This window comes from Mesorhizobium sp. M0778, assembly GCF_040320105.1.
In the GTDB taxonomy this organism is placed as follows: domain Bacteria; phylum Pseudomonadota; class Alphaproteobacteria; order Rhizobiales; family Rhizobiaceae; genus Mesorhizobium.
In genome coordinates this window covers 100615-124347 of sequence record NZ_JAMYPA010000011.1, presented here as the reverse complement: position 1 = coordinate 124347, position 23733 = coordinate 100615, and the positions used below count along the sequence as shown (strand labels likewise).

The 23733-nt window shown below is 61.8% G+C and carries 26 protein-coding genes and 1 tRNA gene; 10 read left to right on the top strand and 17 right to left on the bottom strand.

The genetic code is table 11. The features are described from left to right. Nucleotides 1-17: 17 nt before the first annotated feature. Nucleotides 18-2273 (bottom strand): GumC family protein, encoded by a 2256-nt coding sequence (locus tag NKI22_RS17590; protein ID WP_352815967.1) that lies wholly within the window; start codon nt 2271-2273, stop codon nt 18-20. 255 nt (nt 2274-2528) lie between these two features. On the opposite strand from NKI22_RS17590, the gene NKI22_RS17585 reads away from it, so the two are divergent. The 5 genes from NKI22_RS17585 to NKI22_RS17565 all read left to right on the top strand — a co-directional run bounded on the left by NKI22_RS17585 (nt 2529) and on the right by NKI22_RS17565 (nt 7286). Further along, the gene (locus NKI22_RS17585; protein ID WP_023717305.1) at nt 2529-3092 is read left to right on the top strand and encodes a polysaccharide biosynthesis/export family protein; all 564 of its coding nucleotides are present in this window, start codon (nt 2529-2531) and stop codon (nt 3090-3092) included. 12 nt (nt 3093-3104) lie between these two features. Continuing rightward, on the top strand, nt 3105-4229 hold the full coding sequence (locus NKI22_RS17580) for a glycosyltransferase family 4 protein (protein WP_352640066.1): 1125 nt from the start codon (nt 3105-3107) through the stop codon (nt 4227-4229). Nucleotides 4230-4352: 123 nt separating this feature from the next. Next, nucleotides 4353-5888, top strand: a complete 1536-nt coding sequence (locus NKI22_RS17575; RefSeq protein WP_352815969.1) for an undecaprenyl-phosphate glucose phosphotransferase — start codon at nt 4353-4355, stop codon at nt 5886-5888. Next, entirely contained in the window at nt 5885-7219 is a 1335-nt protein-coding gene (locus tag NKI22_RS17570) for an O-antigen ligase family protein (RefSeq protein WP_352481220.1), read from the top strand. Before NKI22_RS17575 ends, NKI22_RS17570 begins: the two co-directional genes overlap by 4 nt. Then, nucleotides 7210-7286 (top strand) — tRNA-Pro (locus NKI22_RS17565). Before NKI22_RS17570 ends, NKI22_RS17565 begins: the two co-directional genes overlap by 10 nt. A gap of 713 nt (nt 7287-7999) precedes the next feature. Here NKI22_RS17565 and NKI22_RS17560 read toward each other — a convergent pair. Next, nucleotides 8000-8299, bottom strand: a complete 300-nt coding sequence (locus NKI22_RS17560; protein ID WP_023717301.1) for a DUF1236 domain-containing protein — start codon at nt 8297-8299, stop codon at nt 8000-8002. A gap of 499 nt (nt 8300-8798) precedes the next feature. On the opposite strand from NKI22_RS17560, the gene NKI22_RS17555 reads away from it, so the two are divergent. Both NKI22_RS17555 and NKI22_RS17550 read left to right on the top strand, forming a co-directional pair. After that, entirely contained in the window at nt 8799-9032 is a 234-nt protein-coding gene (locus NKI22_RS17555) for a hypothetical protein (RefSeq protein WP_031193496.1), read from the top strand. 153 nt (nt 9033-9185) lie between these two features. Continuing rightward, nucleotides 9186-9380: a hypothetical protein gene (locus NKI22_RS17550; RefSeq protein WP_023717300.1), complete on the top strand. Its 195-nt coding sequence runs from the start codon at nt 9186-9188 to the stop codon at nt 9378-9380. A gap of 38 nt (nt 9381-9418) precedes the next feature. Here NKI22_RS17550 and NKI22_RS17545 read toward each other — a convergent pair whose 3' ends face one another. Further along, nucleotides 9419-9877 carry a YbaK/EbsC family protein gene (locus NKI22_RS17545; RefSeq protein ID WP_023717299.1) on the bottom strand — a complete coding sequence of 153 codons (459 nt, stop codon included), beginning with the start codon at nt 9875-9877 and terminating at the stop codon, nt 9419-9421. A 118-nt stretch (nt 9878-9995) separates the two neighbouring features. Beyond that, nucleotides 9996-10274, bottom strand: coding sequence for a helix-turn-helix domain-containing protein (locus NKI22_RS17540; protein ID WP_023674515.1), 279 nt, complete (start codon nt 10272-10274; stop codon nt 9996-9998). Between the two features lie 317 nt (nt 10275-10591). Between NKI22_RS17540 and NKI22_RS17535 the strand changes: the two genes are divergently transcribed. Continuing rightward, nucleotides 10592-10783, top strand: a complete 192-nt coding sequence (locus tag NKI22_RS17535) for a hypothetical protein (RefSeq protein WP_023717295.1) — start codon at nt 10592-10594, stop codon at nt 10781-10783. 121 nt (nt 10784-10904) lie between these two features. On the opposite strand, the gene NKI22_RS17530 is transcribed toward NKI22_RS17535, so the two are convergent. From NKI22_RS17530 to NKI22_RS17500, 7 genes are all read right to left on the bottom strand, one after another. Beyond that, nucleotides 10905-11237, bottom strand: coding sequence for a hypothetical protein (locus NKI22_RS17530; protein ID WP_352815971.1), 333 nt, complete (start codon nt 11235-11237; stop codon nt 10905-10907). Nucleotides 11238-11312: 75 nt separating this feature from the next. Continuing rightward, nucleotides 11313-11855 carry a MerR family transcriptional regulator gene (locus NKI22_RS17525; protein ID WP_352815973.1) on the bottom strand — a complete coding sequence of 181 codons (543 nt, stop codon included), beginning with the start codon at nt 11853-11855 and terminating at the stop codon, nt 11313-11315. 246 nt (nt 11856-12101) lie between these two features. Further along, nucleotides 12102-12425, bottom strand: a complete 324-nt coding sequence (locus NKI22_RS17520) for an integration host factor subunit alpha (RefSeq protein ID WP_023717292.1) — start codon at nt 12423-12425, stop codon at nt 12102-12104. Nucleotides 12426-12529: 104 nt separating this feature from the next. Continuing rightward, the gene (locus NKI22_RS17515; RefSeq protein WP_023717291.1) at nt 12530-13501 is read right to left on the bottom strand and encodes a beta-ketoacyl-ACP synthase III; all 972 of its coding nucleotides are present in this window, start codon (nt 13499-13501) and stop codon (nt 12530-12532) included. Nucleotides 13502-13510: 9 nt separating this feature from the next. Next, the gene (gene plsX, locus NKI22_RS17510; RefSeq protein ID WP_352481224.1) at nt 13511-14581 is read right to left on the bottom strand and encodes a phosphate acyltransferase PlsX; all 1071 of its coding nucleotides are present in this window, start codon (nt 14579-14581) and stop codon (nt 13511-13513) included. Between the two features lie 123 nt (nt 14582-14704). After that, a complete protein-coding gene (locus NKI22_RS17505) occupies nt 14705-15253 on the bottom strand; it encodes a YceD family protein (protein ID WP_023717289.1) in 549 nt (182 codons plus the stop codon). A gap of 22 nt (nt 15254-15275) precedes the next feature. Beyond that, the gene (locus NKI22_RS17500) at nt 15276-15833 is read right to left on the bottom strand and encodes a ubiquinol-cytochrome C chaperone family protein (protein WP_023717288.1); all 558 of its coding nucleotides are present in this window, start codon (nt 15831-15833) and stop codon (nt 15276-15278) included. A gap of 114 nt (nt 15834-15947) precedes the next feature. On the opposite strand from NKI22_RS17500, the gene NKI22_RS17495 reads away from it, so the two are divergent. Then, complete coding sequence (locus NKI22_RS17495) at nt 15948-16481, top strand: outer membrane protein assembly factor BamE (RefSeq protein WP_023717287.1); 534 nt, start codon at nt 15948-15950, stop codon at nt 16479-16481. A 121-nt stretch (nt 16482-16602) separates the two neighbouring features. On the opposite strand, the gene NKI22_RS17490 is transcribed toward NKI22_RS17495, so the two are convergent. Continuing rightward, complete coding sequence (locus NKI22_RS17490; protein ID WP_023717286.1) at nt 16603-18744, bottom strand: sodium-translocating pyrophosphatase; 2142 nt, start codon at nt 18742-18744, stop codon at nt 16603-16605. A 253-nt stretch (nt 18745-18997) separates the two neighbouring features. Further along, nucleotides 18998-19498 (bottom strand): DUF2165 family protein, encoded by a 501-nt coding sequence (locus tag NKI22_RS17485; protein ID WP_352815975.1) that lies wholly within the window; start codon nt 19496-19498, stop codon nt 18998-19000. Between the two features lie 79 nt (nt 19499-19577). Here NKI22_RS17485 and NKI22_RS17480 point away from each other — a divergent pair, with 79 nt between their 5' ends. Beyond that, nucleotides 19578-19811: a hypothetical protein gene (locus NKI22_RS17480; RefSeq protein WP_023717284.1), complete on the top strand. Its 234-nt coding sequence runs from the start codon at nt 19578-19580 to the stop codon at nt 19809-19811. A 25-nt stretch (nt 19812-19836) separates the two neighbouring features. Here the strand turns inward: NKI22_RS17480 and NKI22_RS17475 are convergent, their stop codons facing one another. From NKI22_RS17475 to osmF, 4 genes are read right to left on the bottom strand one after another with little or no spacing between them, the layout of a single operon-like run. After that, nucleotides 19837-20586 carry an ABC transporter permease gene (locus tag NKI22_RS17475; protein ID WP_023717283.1) on the bottom strand — a complete coding sequence of 250 codons (750 nt, stop codon included), beginning with the start codon at nt 20584-20586 and terminating at the stop codon, nt 19837-19839. Beyond that, entirely contained in the window at nt 20583-21521 is a 939-nt protein-coding gene (locus NKI22_RS17470) for an ABC transporter ATP-binding protein (RefSeq protein ID WP_352481228.1), read from the bottom strand. Before NKI22_RS17470 ends, NKI22_RS17475 begins: the two co-directional genes overlap by 4 nt. A 5-nt stretch (nt 21522-21526) precedes the next feature. Further along, nucleotides 21527-22693, bottom strand: a complete 1167-nt coding sequence (locus NKI22_RS17465; protein WP_352481229.1) for an ABC transporter permease — start codon at nt 22691-22693, stop codon at nt 21527-21529. A gap of 42 nt (nt 22694-22735) precedes the next feature. Then, nucleotides 22736-23647 carry a glycine betaine ABC transporter substrate-binding protein OsmF gene (gene osmF / locus NKI22_RS17460; protein WP_352481230.1) on the bottom strand — a complete coding sequence of 304 codons (912 nt, stop codon included), beginning with the start codon at nt 23645-23647 and terminating at the stop codon, nt 22736-22738. Nucleotides 23648-23733: the final 86 nt, after the last annotated feature.

Sequence of the window (23733 nt, the reverse complement as noted above, 5' to 3'; positions counted from 1 at the left end):
GATTTGAGAAAACTGCCTCAGGCGGCCGAGCGCCGCCCCGGCATTGGCCCCGGCGCCACATGGCCGATTGGCGTGACCAGCGTCAGGTCGGGATAGCCGCTCTCGATGAGCGCGACTGCGGCTTGCGTCACCTCGTCGTCCGGCTCCAGCATGGAGAGCAGCACCTCGGTGCCCTCGCCCACTAGGCGGCTGATGCCTTGCGCGTCCGCTGGCCCGCATTCGACAACGACCAGGTCATAGGCGGTGGTCAGCGACTGCATGATGATCGGCAGCCGGTCGGCGGCGCGCATGGCACGGACCGGATCGGCTGTGCCGACGGGAATCACGTGGCAGTCCGAATAGAGATCGGGGTGGATCACATCGCTGAACTGCGCTTGCGAGGCGAGCAGATCGGTGATGCCCGGAAACAGCCCGCTGTCCAGCATCGGCCGCGAGGCAGCACCCGAAGCGGTGAGATCAAGCAGCAGCACGCGTAGCCCGGCGTCAGAGACTGCGCGCGCCACCAGCACCGCCGAGGCAGCCGCCTCGTCGCCTTCCGGCGACACGAATATGGCGCGGGCGGCACCGGTGGCGATCAGCTTTTCCGCGGCCTTGTCGATGTCGACCTCACCGAGGGTGGAACGTGCCGGTTCAATGTCTGCAGCAGCCATCTCAGAGTACTCCGGTTCGATTTTCTCGGCAGCCGCTTCCGCCACCGCGACGGGTTCCGGCTCCAGTTTGGTTTCAGTGACACTGTTGTCGGACTCACCGAGCCGGTCGATCACGGCGACTGCCGGTTCGGGCCGGGCAACCGGCGGGCCGGGCTCGGCCACTACGCGTACGGCCTGGACAGCCGGCATCGCAACCTGCTCGATGCGTTCGAAATGGGCACCGGCGGCCGGACGCATGGCGCGGCCGGAAAACAGTTCCTGCAGCAACGTGACGATCGCCATGAGGAGCAACGAGCCGACAAAGGCCGCACCGACAATCGGACCAATCTTGGGGAAATAGGGTTCGGTCGGCGCCCGGGCCTCCGAAAATAGGCGAGCGTCGACAGGCAGGTAGTTACGATCCTTGCGTGCGGCCGCCTGGAGATAGCTGGACGAGTAGAGATCGAGTTGCTGGCGCTTGGTCGCGGCATCGCGCTGCAGGGCATCGAGTTCCACCTGCTCTTCGCCGGCGCGGGCGGACGCCGCCTTCAGGGTGTTGACGTCGGCCACGAGTTGAGCCTCTCGTGCCTTCGCCGTCTCGGCCTGCGCCATCAGACCCTTCATGATCTTTTCCGCTTCGTTGCGGATCTGGCGGTCGAGATCGGCGAGCTGCGACTTCAGCGCACGGATGCGCGGATGATTGTCGAGCAAGGTGGTGGAAAGGTCGGCGATGTTGTTCTTGAGTTCGACTTGCCGCTCGCGCAGGCGCTGGATCAGGTCGGAAGACAACACCTCTGGAACGGCATCCAGCGAGCCGCCATTGCGCAACGCCCTGCGCACACTGTCGGCGGTCGCTTCCGCCGAAGCGCGGTTGGCGCGTACCCGTGACAGTTCGCTCGACAATTCGGACAGCTGCTGGGTCGCAAGCACCGAATTGTTGCCGCCCATCAAAAGATCGGACTGCGCACGGAATGCGGCAACCTTGGCCTCCGCCTCCTTCACCCGGTTCTGCAGGTCCGCGATTTCCGGCGCCAGAAAGTCGGTGGCGGCGGAATTCGATTCGAGCTTGGCGTTGCCCTTGGAGGCGATATAGGCGTTTGCGATGGCGTTCGGGATTGCGGCGGCAAGCTGTGGATCCTCTGACGAGAACTCGATAGCGATCGCGCGGGTTTTTTCAACGCCATAGACGTTGAGCTTGTCATGCATTGCGTCCAGCACGCGCTCTTCCAGCGGAATCTCGAAGGGATCGCTTTTCAAGCCAACGAGGACAAGGGTGCGGCTCAGCGCCGACATCTTCAGCGCCTCGTCGAATTCGGGCAATTTCGCGAGGTTGAGCTTCGCCGCCACCTGTTTGAGGATGTCAGGGGACGAAATGATCTGGACCTCGGTGGCCACAGCCTCTTCGTCGGGAATCGACCGCTCGTTGCCGTTGGCACCGGCTGGCCGCGTGAACTCCGATTCTCGAGGCCCGATCTCCAGCTTGGCTGCCGCCTTGTATTCGGGCGTTGCAAGCCAGGCGAGCGCAAAGGCCAGGCCGGTTACAGCCAGCGCGACGACAAGGATGCGCAGCCAGTTTCGCGCCAGGCTGGCGAAAAGCTGCCTGAGATCGACGTCGACATCTGCGGCCGCGGATTGAACGGACATGCATCCCTGCTCCGGTACTGAGTCAGCATGCACCATAAACAACTATGGTAACTCAGCCGTTAATAACGCGGTAAGCACCTGTTAGGCTCTGCTAACAAGCCGCAAACAAGAGGCTGAAAACCATCTGCATTTGTCGATCGGGCCCGCATCGGCCGCGCGCCTTTACCGGCCATTAACCCTAACAGGATGATAACCGAGCTCGATCGTTAAGGTTTGCCGCAGAGTCGCCGGCTATTCAAAGGTACGTGTCCGCTCATGAAAAGCACTGCTCCCCTTTTCCGCGCGCTGCTTGCCGTATCGATGCTTTCGGGCTGCTCAAGCTACCGGCCGACGCCGGCCGCCTTCCATGAAGTGCTCGACCAGCCCTATCGCCTCGGTGCCGGCGACCGCGTCCGCGTCACCGTGTTCGAGCAGGAAGGATTGACCAACACCTACAGCGTCGACCAATCCGGCTATCTCTCGCTGCCGCTCGTCGGCAACGTGCCGGCGCGCGGCCACACCGCCCAGCAACTCGAGGGCGAGATCGCCGAGAAACTGCGCCAGGGCTATTTGCGCGATCCTGACGTTTCGGTCGAAATCGATCGCTACCGGCCGATCTTCGTCATGGGTGAAGTGGGCGCGGCGGGCCAATATTCCTACGTTCCGGGCCTGACCGTGCAGAAAGCCATCGCCATCGCCGGCGGCTTCACGCCACGCGCCAACCAGGAAAGCGTCGACATTACCCGCGACATCAACGGCAAGGTTATAACCGGACGCGTGGTGACCTCCGACCCGCTGTTGCCCGGCGACACAGTCTATGTTCGCGAACGCCTGTTTTGATGTGCTGACCAAGTGGCGGACACACTCAGGATCGTCCACTGCTTTCGCTCACCCGTCGGAGGCATCTTCCGGCATGTGCGCGACCTGACCGAGGCTCAGGTCGCCGCCGGCCATGCCGTCGGCATCGTCTGCGATTCGACGACTGGCGGCGATTTCGAGGAACGGCTGTTCGAACAGATGAAAGGCAGCCTGGCGCTCGGCATTCATCGCACACCGATGCAGCGGCATGTCGGGCCAGGCGATCTCGCTTCGGCCCGACGCACCTATAGGATCATAAAAGAATTGCGGCCGGACGTGCTGCACGGGCATGGCGCCAAAGGTGGCGCCTATGCCCGTCTGTTCGGCTCATTGTTGCGGGTATCCAGGTCTCGCGTAGCCCGCCTTTATTCGCCGCATGGCGGCTCACTGCACTATGACGAAACCACGGCGATGGGGAAGCTGTTCTTCGCGCTCGAACGCTTCATGGCTCGCTTCACCGATTGCCTGCTATTTGTTTCCGATTATGAGCGGCGGACTTATCGCAGGAAGGTCGGCGAGCCGCCCATTCCGAACGCTCTCGTACACAACGGCCTGCGCGCCGCCGAGTTCGAGCCGGTGCAGACCGAGCACAATGCCGTCGACCTCCTCTATATCGGCATGATGCGCGACCTCAAGGGCCCGGACATCTTCATCGATGCGCTGGGGCGAGCCGCAACACGGCTCGGTCGCCCATTGAAAGCGCTGATGGTCGGCGACGGCGACGACCTGCCGCGCTATCGCGCCAAGGTAGATCAGCTCGGCCTCGAGGTCAGCTTCCTGCCGCCGATGCCAGCCAGGCTCGCCTTCACGCTGGCCAAGCTGGTCGTCGTTCCCTCGCGCGCGGAAGCCATGCCTTATATCGTTCTGGAAACGCTTGCCGCCGGCAAGCCGCTAATCGCGACGTCGGTCGGGGGCATACCGGAAATCTTCGACACCGGCTCCCCTGCCCTGATCCGGCCCGACCCGCGCGAACTTGGCGACAAGATAAGCGCCGCTCTGGCCGATCTCGACGCCTACAAAGGCCTGATGCCCGGTGCCGCCGACCTCAAGGCACGGTTCGGCGCGGATGTAATGGCCGCCGAAATCGAAAAGGCCTATTTCGCCGCGCTCAAACAGTAGAGCAACTGATATCCACTCGGCTGCAAAAGGCCCCCGGTGAAAGCGTCTCCAAAGCCATCTGTTGTTTCAAGGGTTTCTTAGCTCTCTTTTGCTATTCACCTGAGGGAAACCTACGGACGCCCCATGAACGAAATCGACCCCGCGCGCCGTTTTTCGCTAGACGCGGTGCGCAAATTCGACGCCCCTGCCGAGAACAACACGGCCGGCGGCATGAACGACGTTGCCCGCCAGGTCGCCTCGCAATACCGGCGCGATACGATGTCGCCGATCATGGTCAGCGGCGTCCTGCGCATGGCGGAATTCGCGCTGCTGTTGGTGTCGGGTCTTGCCGTCTATTTCTACTATGTCGGCTTTTTCAGCTATCTTGCCTGGCAATACTCGCTGACGATCGCCGCCACCTCGTTCCTCGCGGTCGTTTTGCTCGACGTCACCGACTGCTACCAGATCGTCGCGCTGATGCGGCCGATCGCCAATTTCGGCCGCCTCCTGCTGGTCTGGGCTGGAACCTTCGCCTTGATGGCGCTCACCGCCTTCACCATGAAAATGTCGGAAGACTATTCGCGCCTGCTCTTCGGCACGTGGTTCGTTATTGGCTTCGTGCTGATCCTGGGTCTCCGGCTGGTGATGGCGAAGCTGATCCGGCGCTGGGCGCGCGACGGGCGGATGGAGCGCCGCGCCGTCATCGTCGGCGGCGGCAAGGCGGCGGAGGTGCTGATCCGCTCGGTCGAAAAGCAGCCCTACAACGACATCCGCATCTGCGGCATCTTCGACGATCGTGGTGACAAGCGTTCGCCGCCGGTTGTCGCCGGCTATCCCAAGCTCGGCACGATTTCCGAGCTCATTGAATTTGCCCGCATCGCACGCATCGACATGCTGATCGTTTCGCTGCCGCTGACCGCCGAATCGCGCGTGCTGCAACTGTTGAAGAAGCTGTGGGTGCTGCCGGTCGACATCCGGCTGTCGGCGCATTCGAATGCGCTGCAGTTCAGGCCGCGCGCCTATTCCTACATCGGCTCGGTGCCGATGCTCGATATCTTCGACAAGCCTATCAACGACTGGGATTCGGTCGCGAAACGCGCCTTTGACATCGTCTTTTCGATCATCGGCATCATCGTGTTCTCGCCGGTGATGCTGGCGACCGCGATCGCGATCAAACTCGACAGCAAGGGCCCGGTGCTGTTCCACCAGAAGCGGCACGGCTTCAACAACGAAATCATCGACGTCTATAAGTTCCGTTCGATGTACACCGACAAGGCGGACCCGACGGCGAAGCAGACCGTGACCAAGAACGATCCGCGCGTCACCCGCGTCGGCCGCTTCATCCGCAAGACCTCGATCGACGAATTGCCGCAGTTCTTCAATTCGCTGTTCGGTTCGCTGTCGCTGGTCGGGCCGCGCCCGCACGCCATTGCCGCGCAGTCGCACAACCTTCTCTACAATGAGGTGGTCGACGGCTATTTCGCCCGACACAAGGTCAAGCCCGGCGTGACCGGCTGGGCTCAGATCAATGGCTGGCGCGGCGAGATGGACACCAACGAGAAGATCCGCATGCGCACGGAATACGACCTCTATTACATCGAGAACTGGTCGCTGTTGTTCGACCTGAGAATCCTGTTCCTGACGCCGATCCGCCTGCTCAACACGGAAAATGCGTATTGAGCGCGACGGCCTACGAATTGCCGGCGGCGGCGGTCAACGCCAAGCTCATTGCGCTGATTGCGTCAGGGGCAGTTTTCCTCGGCGTCTTCCTGTCCGGTTTCGTTATTGCCGAGCCGGCGCCATACGACCTCTATATGATCGGGCTGATCGTGGTGTGGCCCTTGTTCGGCATGCGCATACAGCGCGCGGCGGTGCCACTTCTGGTGCTGCTGATGATCATGAACATCGGCGGAATGATCTCGATGACGCAGATGCCGGACCTCGCCGCCACGCCGCTCTATCTCGCCGTCTCGCTGTTCCTGACCCTCACTGCGGTTTTCTTCGCTTCCGTAACGGCCGTCCAGCCCAGTCTCTACCGCGTGATCTTCGTCGCTTATGTCGTGTCGGCAGTGCTGACTTCGCTGGTCGGCATAGCCGGCTATTTCCATGCCTTTCCAGGAGCGGAGATCTTCACCAAATACGACCGTGCCGCCGGCGCCTTCCAGGACCCGAACGTGTTCGGGCCGTTCCTGGTGCTGCCGGGCATCTACCTGCTCTATCTGCTGCTTACCGGCTCGATCGCGCGCATGCCTCTATTGGCGGTGCCGCTGCTGATCATCACCGCCGGCATCTTCTTTTCTTTTTCGCGCGGCGCCTGGGGCATGTTCGCCGTTTCGGCGATCCTGCTGACCGGGGCCTTGTTCCTGCAGAGCGCCAGCGGCAAATTCCGGCTGCGCGTCGTCGTCATGACCATCGCGGCCGTCGGACTGCTGGTCATTGCGATGATCGTCATCCTGCAACTGCCTGGCGTGGCGGAGATGTTCTCGAATCGCGCGCAACTCGAACAAAGCTACGACACCGCCCGCCTCGGCCGCTTCGCCCGCTACACGATCGGCTTTCAGATGGCGCTGGAGCATCCGTTCGGCATCGGCCCGCTCGTATTCGGCAAGATGTTCGGCGAGGACACGCACGACATCTGGCTGAAGATGCTGATGGATTACGGGTGGCTCGGCTTCGTGTCGTTCCTGACGCTGACGTGCTGGACGATCGCCGCCGGCTTCCGCATTCTGCTGCGCGACCGGCCCTGGCAGCCTTATCTACTATGCGCCTATGTCGCCTTCATCGGCAATATCGGGCTCGGCACCTTCATCGACATCGACCACTGGCGGCATGTCTACCTGCTGCTCGGCCTGATCTGGGGCGCCATCGCGCTGGAATACCGCCATCAGTGGCAGTTGCGGGCGGCGCGGCGCCCGCAACCTCCGTTGCTGTTGCTTCAGGCCGGACAGCAGCCGAATTCGGTTGACCGGACCCAGTCTATCACGATACATCGCGACCGGTCCGGAGTGTAGCGCAGCCCGGTAGCGCACTTGACTGGGGGTCAAGGGGTCGTCGGTTCGAATCCGGCCACTCCGACCATTAAATCCAAAGGCTTAGCCAGTTCCCCCAACTGGCCATACAGAATAGCCGCATTGCAGCCAGCGCAACACGATTTCGACCAAGGGCTTCGCTCGCCAGGTCAATGTGGAATAGCCCAAACCAGCATGCAAAAAGCTCGCGCCTTCCGGGAGAAGGACGCGGGCAGATCGGTGCAACCCGATCTGGCAGCAATTCTTATGAGGAGGGACTTGCTGCGTTGAGATGAACCGTCGCGCCGGCCGGGTTGTTCCATCGAGTAAATAAAAACCCGCCGCACATGAAGTACGGCGGGGCCGATCAAGCGCTGTTGCACCAGGCGGGGGACTCGGGTGGGCGGGCTTGCCAGGTGCGCGCGGATCAAGTCGACATTAGGCGCATGAGCGGTAGCGCGTCCACCAACCGGCGGTTGGAACGAACTGGTTCAACGCCGGCGGCCGGCTTGGCCTGAAACTTTTTCAGGGCGGCAGCGACGGGGTCAGGAAAGTCGAGCAAGCGCAACGTGCCCGGCCCTCGTTGCTTGCGGGAATGCCGGAAGGATCAATGGCAGCAAGCATGAAGAACCCAACCTGGATGCTGGCGGCCTGGGAACGAAACGTGGCAGCTCACCCCGCCGGTTTCCGTGAGGACGCGAGCGCATCGTCCGCTACCGCGATTGGCGGCTGAACGCAAACAAGCCCGCCGCTTTTTCGGCACGGCGGGCTTCAGGCAGAAAATCAATCGTAGATCTTAACAATTTTGCGGGTACCTGGATCAACCAGGACGGTTCGTCCCTCGACGACTACATAGCGGTACTGAACGTCCGGCACTTCGTAAAGCTCGACTGTGTCGGGCAGAGCGGTGCCAATGTTGAGCTCAACACCGGGAAGGCTCAGGGATGCTACCGGCTTCTTCTTTACATACTCCCGGATCACCGTGTCTTGCTCAGGCTGAATGATGACGTCCTGAGCAGCGGCGGTTCCGATACCTACGAAAAGAAAGATTCCTGTCGCAGCAGATAAAAGTTGCTTTCCCATATAGCAATCCTCCAGCGAGGCAACCTTCCGCTACGGTGCTTGATGCTTCCGTGCGGGGCTACTTACCTAAACGAGCCGAAAGACTTGTTGTTCCGCTGGCGGTGGGCGAACTCCGGTGCCATGGCCATGAGGCCGCCTACAAACAAGCACCTGCTCAAGGCTTAGTTTCTTCCCGGGGAGGAGCTTTTGGGTCAGGACAATCAGGATAGGGCAATTCTTCACACGGAGAGGGCCTGTCGCCAACGCTGCCATAATGTTCCACGAGTTTTGCGAAACCGTAGGCGAAGGCGAAAAGAAGCATTAGGACAACCGCTATACGGACGGCCATACCGTATTGTAGCAGGATCCTCCCATTGGAGCGCGGGCGGCGTTTTTAATACGTTCGAATGTTGAGTTCGAAAAAGGTTGGCTCTAGTTGAATTGCCGTCGTCCGCAGTTGTAAGGGCGAGCGGACGCTTCGAAGATGACACGCCCTTTCGGCCTTTTCGGGAGAGATGCAATGTCGCTTCAAGGAGCTACCTGTCCTGCCGAGCTGACCATGTTGGCCAAAGCACTTGATGCCCGATGCCGTGAACTAGGCCTCGCTGACGGCGATCCAGGCAGAGAAGTGCTCGGCCGCAGGGTGATGGATTTGTTCGAAAGTGGTCAGCTCAGCGCCGAAGATTTGAGACTGGCTCTGAGCGGCGAGATTTTTTACGCCAAAAATCCTCCGGCCGGAGGCAGTGGGTTTTGATACGGCAAGCGGCTATCCGCGCAACCATTTGAATTATTGGTCCAGCGTAGGCTTCCGTGCACGCAAGGGCGCGCGTGAACAAATGTGATTTTGCGGTCGGTGCCAGACGGGCTAATCTTCCCAACGAATATCCAATGAAAGAGGAGAATGATCATGAAGACATTCCTCGCAACAGCCGCCGCACTGACCCTGTCCATATCCGCTGCCTCTGCGGATTGCCCCGCGCATTCAAAGGTCCAGGCATCGGTCGACACGCAGACGAGGACAGCGAGCGTCGAGAAGGCAGATATGTCGACAGCCGCGGACGCTCAGACGATCAAGAAAGAAGAGCCACAGAAGACCGAATAGCGGTAACGCTCACCGGATCCCACGACCCGGATAAAGGGCTACTGGCAGACATCCACCCACTCGGCGTCGACGAGTTCGGCCATGCGTTGCGGGCTGAGCCGGACGGCGGCGTTCGTCGCGCCTGCGGCGGGGACGACCTCGTCAAAGGCGCGCAGCGAGACGTCGCAGTACACCGGGAGCGGTGCCGGTAGGCCGAACGGGCACACCCCACCGACGGGATGACCGGTCGCGGCGAGCACCTGCTCGGCATCCAGCATTCGCGCCTTGCCGCCGAACCGGTCCTTGAATTTGCGATTGTCCAGCCTGGAGATGCCGCTGGCCACGATCAGCATCGTCTGGTCGCCGGCGCGCAGGCAGATCGTCTTGGCAATCTGCGCCGGCGCTACGCCATGCGCTTCGGCAGCCAGAGGCACCGTCGCCGAGCTGGCTTGCGTAACGATGACGTCGATTTCGGGCGCGTGGGCGACGAAGAAAGCGCGAACGGATTCGAGGCTCATCTCCGGCGATTTCCGTCTCGCGTCGCCGTGGCGGCCGGCAAGTCCGCTACGTGGCCGGAAAACGAAGCTCGCCAGGGCAACCCATGGCGAGCTCGTCGAATAAACGCATGGCACGCCGCTACGACACGGACCGCCTTTTCGCAGGCAACACGGCTTCGTCGAACAGAGCGCTTTCCGGAAGCTGAAGCGCGGAGGCAATACGCCGACGTTTCGAAGGATCGGCATCCTTGCCGCTTTCGATGTCGGCAATCTCATAGGCTGCCAGCCCGCACGCCAGGGACAGCTCTTCGATGCTGTATCCACGGGCTTCCCGGGCGGTTCGGACGGCACTGCGTTCAGGCGTAACCGCGCTCGCCGCCAATTCGGAGTAAGGTTCGCGTTTTGCTATTTGGGGCATTGGCAACTCCGTGGGATGAAAGAGTTAGATCAAATCATGTTGTTGCCTGAGACGATCGGGAGAATGCCCGCTCGCCGGTGATTTGCCAAGCATCAAAGATAGCGTCACGGCATCGTGAACCGACGCCGGAATGAATGGCGGATGCCGGCGCGCTCATATCTGGCTTGATCGTCGGCAGACACGGTTCGGAAACAAAATTCTACAGGCCGGAAAAACTGCCGAAAAACTCCAAGGCGATAGTCCTGACCGCAGTGCTCGAGTCACCGACCTGAATCGGTGACGCTCAAATTCGCCCTGCGCAAAAAGGAAACGATGTCATGAAGAAGTCTCTTCTCTCCGCCCTTGGACTTGCAATCGCACTTGCCCTTTCGATGCCGATCATCGGCGCGAGCAGCGCGAGTGCAGCGACGATGCACACCACCGTCAAGAAGCATCACCGCCATCACTACCATCACCGCGTCCACCACTATCGCCATCATCACAAGAAGGTCGTGGCGAAGAAGTACTGAAAACGCCTTGGGACAGACAGCCGGCAAGCAGGCGTTCTTGGTCTTTGATCAAGGGCGGCCAGCTTGCCGGGTTTGCCGCGTCGACGAAATGGCGGCGGTCCCGCTGACCACCGCATTTCCTCTACCTTGAACGCGCTCGCGGCGCTTTTTGCTGCCGGCCACCGAGGAAGAGACTGGCGACCAGCCCGACCAGAACCAGCCCGACAGCGGCCGCCGTCGCCGGGTGATCACGGGCGGTCTTCTCGATCGCCCGACCTTGCCTTCTGATTGCCGGCAAGGTGTCGCCGAGACGCTCGGCGATATCCGAATAATAGTCCGACGCGGTATCGCGACCGTCTTCGTAATAGGCGCCGCCCCGCTTCAACACGGCTTTCTTCAAAGTGGCCAGTTCCCTGGTCAGGGCGGCGACCTGCTTGTTCAGATCGGTCTCGGAGATGCTCGAAAGCGATGCCATGACGTGGTTCCTTCATCTGCAGAAGGAAGCCTAACGCATGACCCTGAAGACCGTTCCGGTCAGTCCCGGCGGGCTCTAGCGAACCTGATCGAGCAGGCGCTTGCATTCCAGCAGGTCGAACAGCGCCTCCTGCAGCAATGCGCGATTGTCACGGGAAAGTTTTGACGTGTCCGGCGGAACCGGGCCTTCCTCGTCGGTCTTGCCGATGCCGAAAAAACGACGGCTGGGTTTCACCCTCGGTTGGCCGACCAGCATCTCGTCGTCGGGGCCGCGCGGCTGCGCCGCTTGCGTCAGCGGTACCGCCTCAGCCTGCCGGCGCTGCGAGATCGCCTCGACCGCCGCCATGTCGCCATTGCCGACGGCGATCAAAAACTGGTTGCCGTTCTCGCGCAACAGCTTCTGTACGCCCTTGATCGTATAGCCCTGATCGTAGAGCATATGGCGAATGCCCTTGATCAGCTCGACGTCCTGCGGCCGGTAGTAGCGGCGGCCGCCGCCGCGCTTCATCGGCTTGATCTGGTTGAAACGCGTCTCCCAGAAGCGCAGCACGTGCTGCGGCAAATCCAGATCCTCCGCGACCTCGCTGATGGTGCGGAAAGCATCGGGGCTCTTGTCCATGGGCGAATCCTCACGCTAGATCATGGTCGCGAAAGGCGGGGACCGGTTTTCGGGCAACATCACGGTAAAACAAAGAGAGCAGCTTTCCGTCCACCGGGGCGGATCACACCCAAATTCCGATCCGGCCTGCCGAATCGCATCTTATTTCAGCGGTTTATGAAACAATATTCAAGCCCGGCGTAAAAGCAGAGTTCGTTTTTCAACCGAAGCTTGAAGCATGGATTCTCGGCAAGGGAGATCGGGAATCTACTTGCTGCCCTTGGCCTTGCTGTTTTGATGGGAGCGCAGGATGCGGTTCTTCAGCACGTTCGATGACTTGAAGGTCATCACCCGGCGCGGCAGGATCGGCACTTCCTCACCGGTCTTGGGATTGCGCCCGATGCGCTCGTTCTTGGAACGGACATGGAAGGTCGCGAAGGACGACAGTTTCACCGTCTCACCGCGAACGATCGCCTCGCAGATCTCATTCAGCACCGCCTCGACAAGCTCGGCCGATTCAGTACGCGACAGCCCAACCTTGCGGTAAACGGCTTCGGCGAGGTCGGCGCGCGTAAGTGTCTTTCCCCCCATACGAACCGTCCCATCAGCTCAAAAAATAAAATCGATACAAGCAACGGCAGAACCTAAGTAATTGATCCGTCAAGGTCAAGGACCCGAACCCGTTAGTTCGGCACTTACCAACGCAGCAGGACGGCGCCCCAGGTGAAGCCGCCGCCCATCGCCTCAAGCAGCACCAGGTCACCCTTTTTGATGCGGCCGTCGGCGACGGCCGCGGATAGTGCCAGCGGCACGGAAGCAGCCGATGTGTTACCGTGCAAATCGACGGTCACCACCACCTTCCGCTCCTCTATCCCGAGCTTTTTGGCCGAAGCATCAATAATTCGTTTATTGGCTTGATGCGGCACGAACCAGTCGAGATCAGCGGCGCTGATGCCGGCCTGTGCGAACGTCGCCTCGATGACGTCGGTGATCATGCCGACCGCATGCTTGAACACTTCGCGGCCTTCCATCCTGAGGTGCCCGACCGTTCCGGTAGTCGACGGCCCACCGTCGACAAAAAGCTTGTCCTTGTGGATGCCGTCGGAGCGCAGGCTGGCCGCCAGAACGCCTCGGTCGGCGATGCCGCCTGCCCCCGTGCCTGCTTCCAGCACTATCGCGCCGGCGCCGTCGCCGAACAAAACGCAGGTCGAGCGGTCGTTCCAGTCGAGAATGCGCGAAAACGTTTCCGAGCCGATCACCAGCACCCGTCTGGCCAAGCCGCCGCGGATATAGAGGTCGGCGGTCGTCACCGCATAGACAAAACCCGAGCAGACCGCCTGCAGGTCGAAGGCAAAACCGTGGTGCATGCCGAGCCGGTTCTGGATCTCGACTGCGGTCGCGGGAAAGGTGTTGTTGGGCGTCGAGGTCGCCAGCACGATCAGGTCGATGTCGTCAGCCGTCAGGCCGGCGCTGTCGAGGGCTGCGCGCGCTGCCGCCTCACCCAGAGAGGCCGTCGTCTCGTCGTCGGCCGCAATGTGGCGCTGGCGAATACCGGTACGCTGGACGATCCATTCGTCCGAGGTCTCGACCATGCCTTCAAAATCGGCATTCTTCATAATGCGGCGGGGCAGCGCGGCGCCCGTGCCGCGCACGACTGATCTGATCAATGCTCTTTCCTATTCCTTTGCGTCGATGACGACGTCGGATTTCCGGATTGTCTGGGCATTCGGATTGCGGGCATGGAACAGGTCGAGATCGGCCTCGATGCGGTCAAGCAGATTGTTGCGCACCATGTCGTAGCCGAGCTCGATCGCCGCAGCGAAGCCATCCGAATCAGCCCCGCCATGGCTTTTCACCACGATGCCGTTCAATCCCAGGAAGACGCCGCCATTGGAGCGGCCGACATCCATCTTCTCGCGCAGGCGATCGAAGGCGGTCTTGGCGAAGATATAGCCGATCCTGGCCATCAGTGTCCGGTTCATCGCGGCGCGCAGGTAGCCGGCGATCTGCCTGACCGTGCCTTCCGCCGTCTTGAGCGCGATATTGCCGGCAAATCCTTCGGTAACGACGACGTCGACACTGCCCTTGCCGATGTCGTCACCCTCGACAAAGCCATGGTAGTTCATCGAGGCCATGTTGGCCTCGCGCAGCATACGGCCTGCTTCCTTGACCTCCTCCTGACCCTTGATCTCCTCGACGCCGACATTGAGCAGGCCGACGCTCGGCCGTTCGATGCCGAAAACCGAGCGCGCCATGCCGGTACCCAGAATGGCAAAATCAACCAGTTGATGCGCATCCGCACCGATGGTTGCGCCGACGTCCAGCACCACGCTTTCGCCGCGCAATGTCGGCCAGAGCGCCGCAATCGCCGGGCGGTCGATGGTCGCCATGGTGCGAAGGCAGAATCTGGACATCGCCATCAGTGCGCCGGTATTGCCAGCCGAGATGCAGGCGTCCGCCGTGCCTGCCTTGACCGCTTCGACGGCTTTCCACATCGATGACTTCCAGCGGCCATGGCGCAGTGCCTGGCTCGGCTTGTCGTCCATCCGGACTGCGATCTCGCAGTGGATGAACTCGCTCACCTCCGCTAGCTTGGGGAATTTGGCGAGTTCAGGCCTTACCGCTTCTTCGCGCCCATAGATGACGAAGCGTATGTCCGGACGGCGGGTGGCGACAGTCATGAGCGCCGGGATGACCACGCTTGGCCCGTGATCGCCGCCCATGGCATCGATGGAAATCCTGATCACGCGGTGTTCATCTCACGGTTGCTTGGCCAGCGGGCTTGCCAAGGTACGGGGCTCGCGAAGGTTCGGCGAAAATAACGGTTTTGGGCTGCCGCACAACCAACTTTTCTCAAATTGGGTCAGCCATCAGGATTTTCCCAGCAGTGATCTGAGCTTTTGCTGGAATTCATTCTCCACAGGCTCGGCATCGCCGGCGGCCTCCAGCGACACACCCGGCTTGCGCGGATAGGGATCGATCGCCAAGCCAAAGAACTGTTCGGCAAGCGCCCCGACGTCGATCGCGTCGCCGGAAAAGGTTTCCGGGCTGTCCGGCCCTTCGGCGTCGAGCAGGATCTCACCGCCACCGTCGAAACCTTGCCGCCCGAGCTTGGATTGTTCCGGCAGGAACAGCGCCTCGACCGGCTCGTCGATATGCGCCTCGACCGGGTCGAGAGTGACGATGCAGGCCTGCGTAATATCGGCCTCGACATGGCCGCTGACTTTCACCCCATTGCGCTTCCACGGCTCGATCAGAAGTTCGGCGCGATAGTTCTCGACCGAAAGCAGCTCATGCTCGACGGCCAGTATGGCGCGCTGCCCGGCGTCGGCATCGATCACCACCGGCAGCCCTTTTTGCGGCATCCGGGCGACATTTGCCAGGAATGACACTGGGCTGTGGGTATCAGGATGTTTCATCTTCGCCTCCACTTCGCCGCCTTCATTCGGCCTGCCTTCGCTCAGAGTTGGCCACTGGAAATGCCACCGTGCCGGAAACGATCGATTCGGTCGGCTGTTGCGTGAGTTGCCTTGATGCATCGGCGGCATAGAGTGCCAGTTGCGACGCTTGCGGCCAGGCGCCGGCATCCGGCCTGACATTGCGGGAAAGGGCGGCGGCAAGCGCATCATGGTCATTTCGTTTCAGCGCATCGTCATAGGCGGCGGTACGGCCATAGAACATCTTCGCCAGTTTCCGCATTCGCTTCGGCACGCCGACGTCGCCAATGCCCAATTCCCGCAACGAATGTTCGACATCCATGAAGAACTCGTCGATCAGCACCTGCGCAACCTCTGCCGCAGCACCGCCCTCGCCGCGCAACCGGTGCTGGAACAGGAACATGTGCAACGACAGCATCTCGAAGCGGCCGAGCGGCGTGTCCGGCACGTTCCAGGCGGAATAAAACACCGGTTGCCGCGCCGCCGCCACGATTTGTGCGTAAAGCGCCTCGGTGATGGCGCGGTTGGCGTGACGTTCGCGGCCAAAGAGGCGCTGGAACATTTGAGGGTGGTCTCCCGGGACCGTTTGTTGAAGTGGCCTTGTTGCATCGGCAAGCAAGCTGGTTTACCGGTTTTGCGGCCCAGCGCAAGTTGCGGCCAGCTTATGGAGTTGTAGTTGCGCGCGCTGAAATTCAAGTCGACTTTCCTGCCTAGGCCCGCCGGTGCGGTTTCGCTGCTGGTGATCGCTGCGGCGCTTTCCGCCTGCAATTCGTCCAAGATGATCGGCGATCTCAATCCGAGCGAGACGCTGACGCAGGGCTACGTCATCGACCAGCAGGCGATCGACCTGGTGCCGGTCGGCTCGAGCCGCGAACAGGTGCTGCTGGCGCTCGGCACTCCCTCGACGAAGGCGACCTTCGACAACGAGGCCTTTTATTACATTTCGCAGACGCGCAAGCGCTATGTCGCCTTCGACAAGCCGCGGCTAGTCGACCAGCATGTGCTGGCGGTCTATTTTGGCGATGACGGGCGCGTCACCCAGATCGCCAATTACGGCCTGAAGGACGGCAAGGTGTTCGACTTCATCTCGCGCACCACGCCGACCGGCGGCAAGGACCAGAACTTCCTCAGCCAGATCATCAGTGGCGCCAGCAAGCTGACGCCTGGTGTTCCGGGCGCCAGCGGCGGCAGTACGCTCGGCGGCACCTGATCCACTCGACGGTGTCGGCTTCTTTTCTTTTCGCTTCCCTGTAAGCGGCGGCACATCTCAGGCAATGAAAACCCGCGGGAGCGATCCCGCGGGTTTTTGTCTTGAGCCGTGGCGACCGAGCTTAGCCGTGCGCGAGCACGGCCAATAGCAGCAGCGCGACGATGTTCGTGATCTTGATCGCCGGGTTGACCGCCGGCCCAGCAGTATCCTTATAGGGATCGCCGACCGTGTCGCCGGTCACAGAGGCCTTGTGTGCTTCGGAGCCCTTGAGGTGCTTGAGGCCGTCCTTGTCGACGAAACCATCTTCGAACGACTTCTTGGCGTTGTCCCAGGCACCGCCGCCGGAGGTCATCGAGATGGCAACGAAAAGGCCGTTGACGATGACGCCGAGCAGCGAGGCGCCGAGCGCGGCAAAGGCGGATGCCTTCGAACCGGAGATCAGGAGGACACCGAAATAGACCACCAGCGGCGCCAGCACCGGCAGCAGTGATGGAACGATCATCTCCCGGATCGCTGCCTTGGTCAGAAGGTCGACGGCGCGCGCATAGTTCGGCTTCGAGGTGCCGGCCATGATGCCCGGATCCTCGCGGAACTGCTTGCGCACCTCCTCGACGATAGCACCGGCGGCGCGGCCGACGGCGGTCATGGCGATGCCGCCGAACAGATACGGGATCAGGCCGCCGAAGATCAGGCCGGCGACGACATAAGGATTGGAGAGGTCGAAGGAAACGTCGCCCATGCCCTGGAAGTAGGGGTATTTGTCGCTATTGGCGGCAAAGAACTTCAGGTCGTTAGAGTAGGCCGCAAACAGCACCAGCGCGCCGAGGCCGGCCGACCCGATGGCGTAGCCCTTGGTTACCGCTTTGGTGGTGTTGCCGACAGCGTCGAGCGCGTCGGTGGACTGGCGCACTTCCTTGGGCAGGCCGGCCATTTCGGCAATGCCGCCGGCATTGTCGGTGACTGGGCCGAAGGCATCGAGCGCGACGATCATGCCGGCGAGGCCAAGCATCGTCGTCACCGCGATCGCCGTGCCGTAGAGGCCGGCGAGCTGGTATGTCGAGATGATGCCGCCGACGATGACGATCGCCGGCAACGCCGTCGCTTCGAGCGAGACCGCCAGGCCCTGGATGACGTTGGTGCCGTGACCGGTGACCGAGGCCTGGGCGATGGAGTTCACCGGACGCTTGTTGGTGCCGGTATAATATTCGGTGATCACCACGATGAGGCCTGTCACCACAAGGCCGACCAGGCCGCAGATGAACAGGTTCGTGCCGGTGATGGCCATGCCGGCGACGGTGCCGATCTCACCCCAGCCGATGCATGCCGAAGTGGCGACGGCAAGGCCGACAATTGACAGCAGGCCGGTGACGATCAGGCCCTTGTAGAGAGCGCCCATGATCGAGCCGCTGGAACCGAGCTTGACGAAGAAGGTGCCGGCGATCGAGGTGAGAATGCAGGCGCCGCAGATGGCCAGCGGATAGAGCATGGTCGCGCCGAGAACGGCGGTGCCACCGAAAAAGATGGCGGCAAGGACCATGGTGGCGACCACGGTCACCGCATAGGTCTCGAACAGATCGGCGGCCATGCCGGCGCAATCGCCGACATTGTCGCCGACATTGTCGGCGATGGTGGCCGGATTGCGTGGATCGTCTTCGGGAATGCCGGCTTCAACCTTGCCGACGAGATCGCCGCCGACGTCGGCGCCCTTGGTGAAGATGCCGCCGCCGAGACGAGCGAAGATCGAAATCAGCGAGGCGCCGAAGCCAAGCGAAACCAACGAGTCGATGACGACACGGTCATCGGGCTGAAGGCCCATGAACTGGGTGAGGATCAGGTAATAGATCGATACGCCAAGCAGGGCCAGGCCAGCAACCAGCATGCCAGTGATGGCGCCCGACTTGAAGGCGATCTCGAGGCCGGCAGCGAGGCTGTTGGACGCCGCCTGCGCGGTGCGCACATTGGCGCGCACCGAGACGTGCATACCGATGAAGCCAGCGGCGCCCGATAGAACGGCGCCGATCAGGAAGCCGATGGCGGCGGTGATCGAAAGCAGCCACCAGGCGAGCAGCAGGACCACGACGCCGACGATGGCGATGGTGGTGTACTGGCGTGCCAGATAGGCTTGCGCGCCTTCGCGGATGGCCGCGGAAATTTCCTGCATGCGTGCATTGCCCTGATCGGCCGCGAGGACCGAACGTGTCGCCCAGATGGCGTAAAGGACTGAAAGCAGACCGCAGGCGATGACAGCTGAAAGTATGGTCATTGCCGAATTTTCCTCGATTGGTGGCCCAAAAGAACCCCTCCCCGGGCCGTTGAGACAGGGGACGAATTTTCCGCAACCGGAATCCGTCCCTTCGCAGCGGCTTATGCGAAACAGGGCTCGGAACGTCAAGATATTGTTCGGTTTTTGTCCGGTTTTCGCTCAAAAGATCCCGGGTTTCATCCAAAAGGCTGGACGGCAGCGCGCCTTTCGACACTGCCATCCGATTAGATCGATTGAAATCGGCGAACGGCCGTCAAACTTTGCGCGGGTCGCCGTCCGGCTGGACGACGAAGATCAGCACCACCAGCATTGTCATGTAGAATTTGAACGCCGCCTCCTGACCATTCCATGTCGAAGACTGCCACATGGCAAACCACTCGCCGCCAACGACCATGAAGCCGAAATACCAAACGAGGAAACCCATGGTGGCGGCTATGATGGCGAACTTCTTGGCATCGTTGAATGCCTGTCCGCTGGCGTTGCGCGCCTGCCAGAGTCGCCAGGCGGCGACTAGGTAGAGCAAGCAGGTCAGCGCCTCGCCAATGATGATCAGCCAGTAGCCCGCCGTCCACAGCGACGGGTTGGTGATCGAGCGGTACATCAGGGCGTTGCCGGGAAAGGTCGTGTCCATGCTCAGCACATGCTGGACAAAGGCGAAGTTTGAGCCGTAATCGGTGATGTTGCCGAAGGGGACAAGGAAGGCGAAAGCCGCCAGACACAAACACATGACGATCTTGGAGAAACGCGCGGTCATGGCAAGAACTCCTGCTGAAAGATCGGGGCATCGCACTCATCAATCGCCGAGTCCCGAAGATCGCGCAACGGGGGGACCAGTGATCATAGTGCTCACGACTGTCGCGAGACATTATGCCGGGAAGCAAGACATTGCCGCGATTCTCGAAACCCTCGATCTCGACAGCTATTGCGCGGTGGGCGACTTAGTCTCTGTGGTTAGAGCCGGCACACAGCACGATTTCGCCATCATCCGCCGCCGCTGGATCGCCAGCGAGACGGGCACCACGCTCGAACTGACGCTCGATCATCCGGCGCGTTCGAGTGGCCGTTGAAAGAAGCGAGCTTTGCCCCGAGGGGCTACTCCACCTCGCGCCCCATGCGCCGGCCCGTGTAGCGCTCGATCGCCGACAGCCCGTCATAGATCAGCACGGCAAGGGCGGCGACGATCAGGCCGCCCTGCAGGATGAAGGCGAGGTTGTTCGACAGCAGGCCGGCGATGATCACCTCGCCCAATGTCCTCGCCGCCACTGTCGAGCCGATGGTCGCGGTGGCGAGGCTGATCACCACCGACAGCCGGATACCGCCGAGGATGATCGGCGCGCTGAGCGGCAGTTCGACCTTGACCAGCCTTTGCCAGCCGGTCATGCCGGCGCCACGCGCCGCCTCGACGACATTGGCCGGCAGCGTCGTCAGGCCGGTCAGCGCGTTCTCGAAGATCGGCAGCAGGCCATAGAGAAACAACGCAATCAGCGTCGGCTTTTCGCCGAAGCCGACGGCCGGCACGGCAAGCGCCAGCACCGCCACCGGCGGAAAGGTCTGGCCGATATTGACCAGGCTGCGCGACAGCGGCAGGAATTCGGCGCCGGCTGGCCTGGTGACCAGAATGGCGAGCGCGACCGCAACGATCGTCGCGGCAACCGTTGCGATCAGGACGGTCCGCAGATGCAGCAGCGTCAACGTCAAAAGGCTGCCCTGATTGTAGATTACCGGCGCGTTGTTCTCTGTCAGCGGCTTCAGCAGCGGTTCGAACCAGCCGGGATTGGTGACGAAGGCAATAAGCAGCACCACCAGGGCAAGCCTGAGCAGTGATGGAAGCCAGGCTTTCATGCCGGCCTCGCCGCGCGTTTAACCAGTCCATCCACAGTGACGCGGCCAAGCGATTTGCCATCAGTATCTTTCACGGGCAGTGCCGGGCGGCCCGACCACAGGAGTTCGGCCAACGCGTCGCGTTGGCTGGCATCACCGGGGATCGCCTCGCCTTCGGCCGTGCCTTTTTCCACCGCGTCGCGCACCCGGCCAAGCGATAACAGCCGGAACGGTTTTTCGCTGGCGCCAACCAGGGTCTCGACAAACGCGCTGGCCGGTTTCGCCAGTATCTCGGCCGGCGCGGCATATTGCACTACTTTGCCGCCATCCATCACCGCGATCTTGTCGCCCATGTGAACGGCCTCTTCCATGTCATGGGTGACTAGGATGATGGTGGTGCCGAAGCGCTTCTGGATCGCCAGCAGATCCTCCTGCGCCTTGTTGCGGATGATTGGATCGAGCGCGCCGAACGGCTCATCCATCAACAGCACGTTGGGTTCCGCGGCAAGCGCCCGGGCGACGCCGACGCGCTGCTGCTGGCCGCCGGAAAGCTCATGCGGATAGCGTGGCCCGTAGGCTTGCGGGTCGAGCTGATATAGCGTCATCAGCTCGTCGACGCGGGCTTTGATGCGGTTGGCGTCCCAGCCGAGCAATACCGGCACAGTGGCGATGTTCTGTGCCACCGTGCGATGCGGAAACAGACCGTGGCCCTGGATGGCATAGCCGATGCTGCGACGCAGCTCATAATCAGGCACCGAGCGGTTGTCGACGCCGTCGAGCTTGATCACGCCCGATGTCGGCTCGACCAGCCGGTTGATCATGCGAAGCAGCGTCGTCTTGCCGGAGCCGGAGGTGCCGACGATGACGGCGATGCTGCGCGGCTCGATTACTATCGACACGTCGTCGACCACTGTCGTCTCGCCGTAGCGCTTGGTGATGCCTTCGATCTCGATCATGCCGTTTAAACCCTGCGCTTGCTGGCGCTCATTTCGATCACTGCATCGAGGATGATGGCGGCGGCGAAGGCCAGCGCCACCGTCGGCACGGCACCGAGCAGCACCAGGTCCATCGCCGTCTGGCCGACTCCCTGGAATACGAATACGCCAAAGCCGCCGCCGCCGATCAGCGCGGCAATGGTGGCGAGGCCGATATTCTGCACCAGCACGATGCGAATGCCGGTGAGGATCACCGGGAAAGCCAGCGGAAACTCGACGCCGAACAGCCGCTGGCGGTCGGTCATGCCCATGCCGCGCGCTGCGTCGTTGGCGGCACGCGGCACACCGGCAAGGCCGACCACGGTGTTGGCCACCACCGGCAGCAGTGAATAGAGGAACAGGGCGACGAAAGCCGGCGCCGTGCCGATGCCGCGAATGCCGAGCGCGGCAGCACCCGGCACATGCGAAGCGACCCAGCCGAGCGGTGCTATCAAGAGGCCGAACAGCGCGATCGAAGGAATGGTCTGAATGATGTTCAGCACGTTGAGCACGCCGGCCCGCAATTTCTCGACGCGGTGGCAGAGGATGCCGAGCGGCAGGCCGATAATCACTGCTGCCGCCAGCGAACCCAGCGCCAGCGTCACGTGCTTGGAGCCTTCCGCCCAAAAACTATCGGCGCGATTGAAATATTCCTTGAGGATCGACAGGCTGTTCCAGCTCCCCGAGACCAGCAGCAGGCCGATCGCCGCTGCGGCGACAACAAGCACGCCGACCCGTGCCTGCGGCGACAGGTTCAGCCTTGTAAGCACGTCGGCGAGCAGAAGCGTGAAGGCGAAGATAAACAGCCAGAAGCCCGAAGCCGGCGAGATACGGGCGAAGGTGTTGCCGGCGGTCGTCAGGAAGCTGCCGGCAACGCCGATCAGCAGCGCCAGCGCCGCAAGTGCAACCACACTGGCGGCGAGGCGCAGAGCAAGCGGCGTTTTCAGCAATGCAATGAGCGCCGCTGCGACAACAATCGCCATCAATAGCGCACCGACCGCCGCAGGCAAAGATTCGAGGATCGAGCGCGCCTCGCCGGGTACGATGCGATTGGCGCGGAACGTGGCGAATGGTGCCGCAAAAGCCGCATAGGCTGATATCGCCGCGATAACCACGCCGAGCTTGTCAAACCGGATGCGCACGCCCTCCCCCATCGGCCGATCCGCGCACCTCGAAAGCGGCGCGCCGGAATCGCCTTACTTGAGGAAGCCGTTCTTTTTCAAAAAGTCTTCGGCGACGCCCTTGACCGGTTCGCCGCCAACCTGGACGCGGCCATTCAACTCCTGCAGCGTGACGAGATCGAGCTTGGCGAAGACCGGCTTCAGCAGCGTCTCGATTTCCGGGTGCTCCTTCAGCACCGCCTCGCGGATGATCGGCGCCGGCTGGTAGACCGGCTGCACACCCTTGTCGTCCTCAAGCACGACGAGGCCGGAGGGCGCGATGCCGCCGTCGGTGCCGTAGACCATGGCCGCGTTGGCGCCGTTGGTCTGGTTGGCCGCAGCGGCAATGGTCGCCGCCGTATCGCCGCCCGACAGCGTGATCAACTGGTCCGGCTTCAGCGTAAAGCCATAGGTCTTCTGGAAAGCGGGCAGCGCGGCCGCCGAATTGACGAACTCGGCGGACGCCGCCAGCACCACCTTGCCGCCGCCCGAGACATATTTGCCGAAGTCGGAAAGGGTGACGAGCTTGTTGGTATCGGCGACCTCCTTACGCAGGGCGATCGCCCAGGTGTTGTTAGCCGGTGACGGGGACAGCCAGACGATCTTGTTGGCGTCGTAATCGAGCTTCTTGGCAGTCTCGTAGGCCTTAGCGGCATCCTTCCACACCGGATCGTCGGCCTTCTCGAAGAAGAATGCGGCGTTGCCGGTGTATTCCGGATAGATGTCGATCTCGCCGGCCGTAATTGCCTTGCGTACCACAGGCGTGCCGCCGAGTTGGATGCGGTCGGTGGTCTGGATATTATTGGCGTTCAGCACCAGCTGGATGATGTTGCCGAGCACGCCGCCCTCGGTGTCGATCTTCGACGACACCACCACCTGGGCACTCGCCGAGGCCACCGTGATGCCGAGCGCCAGCACGGTGCCGGCCAGAACCTTGATTGAAAACATCTCACAAATCCCTTGCTGTGAACCGGAATATGGCTGCCGCATATGAGCATGGCTTCGATGCCCCGTCGGGGTACACGGTTTCATAA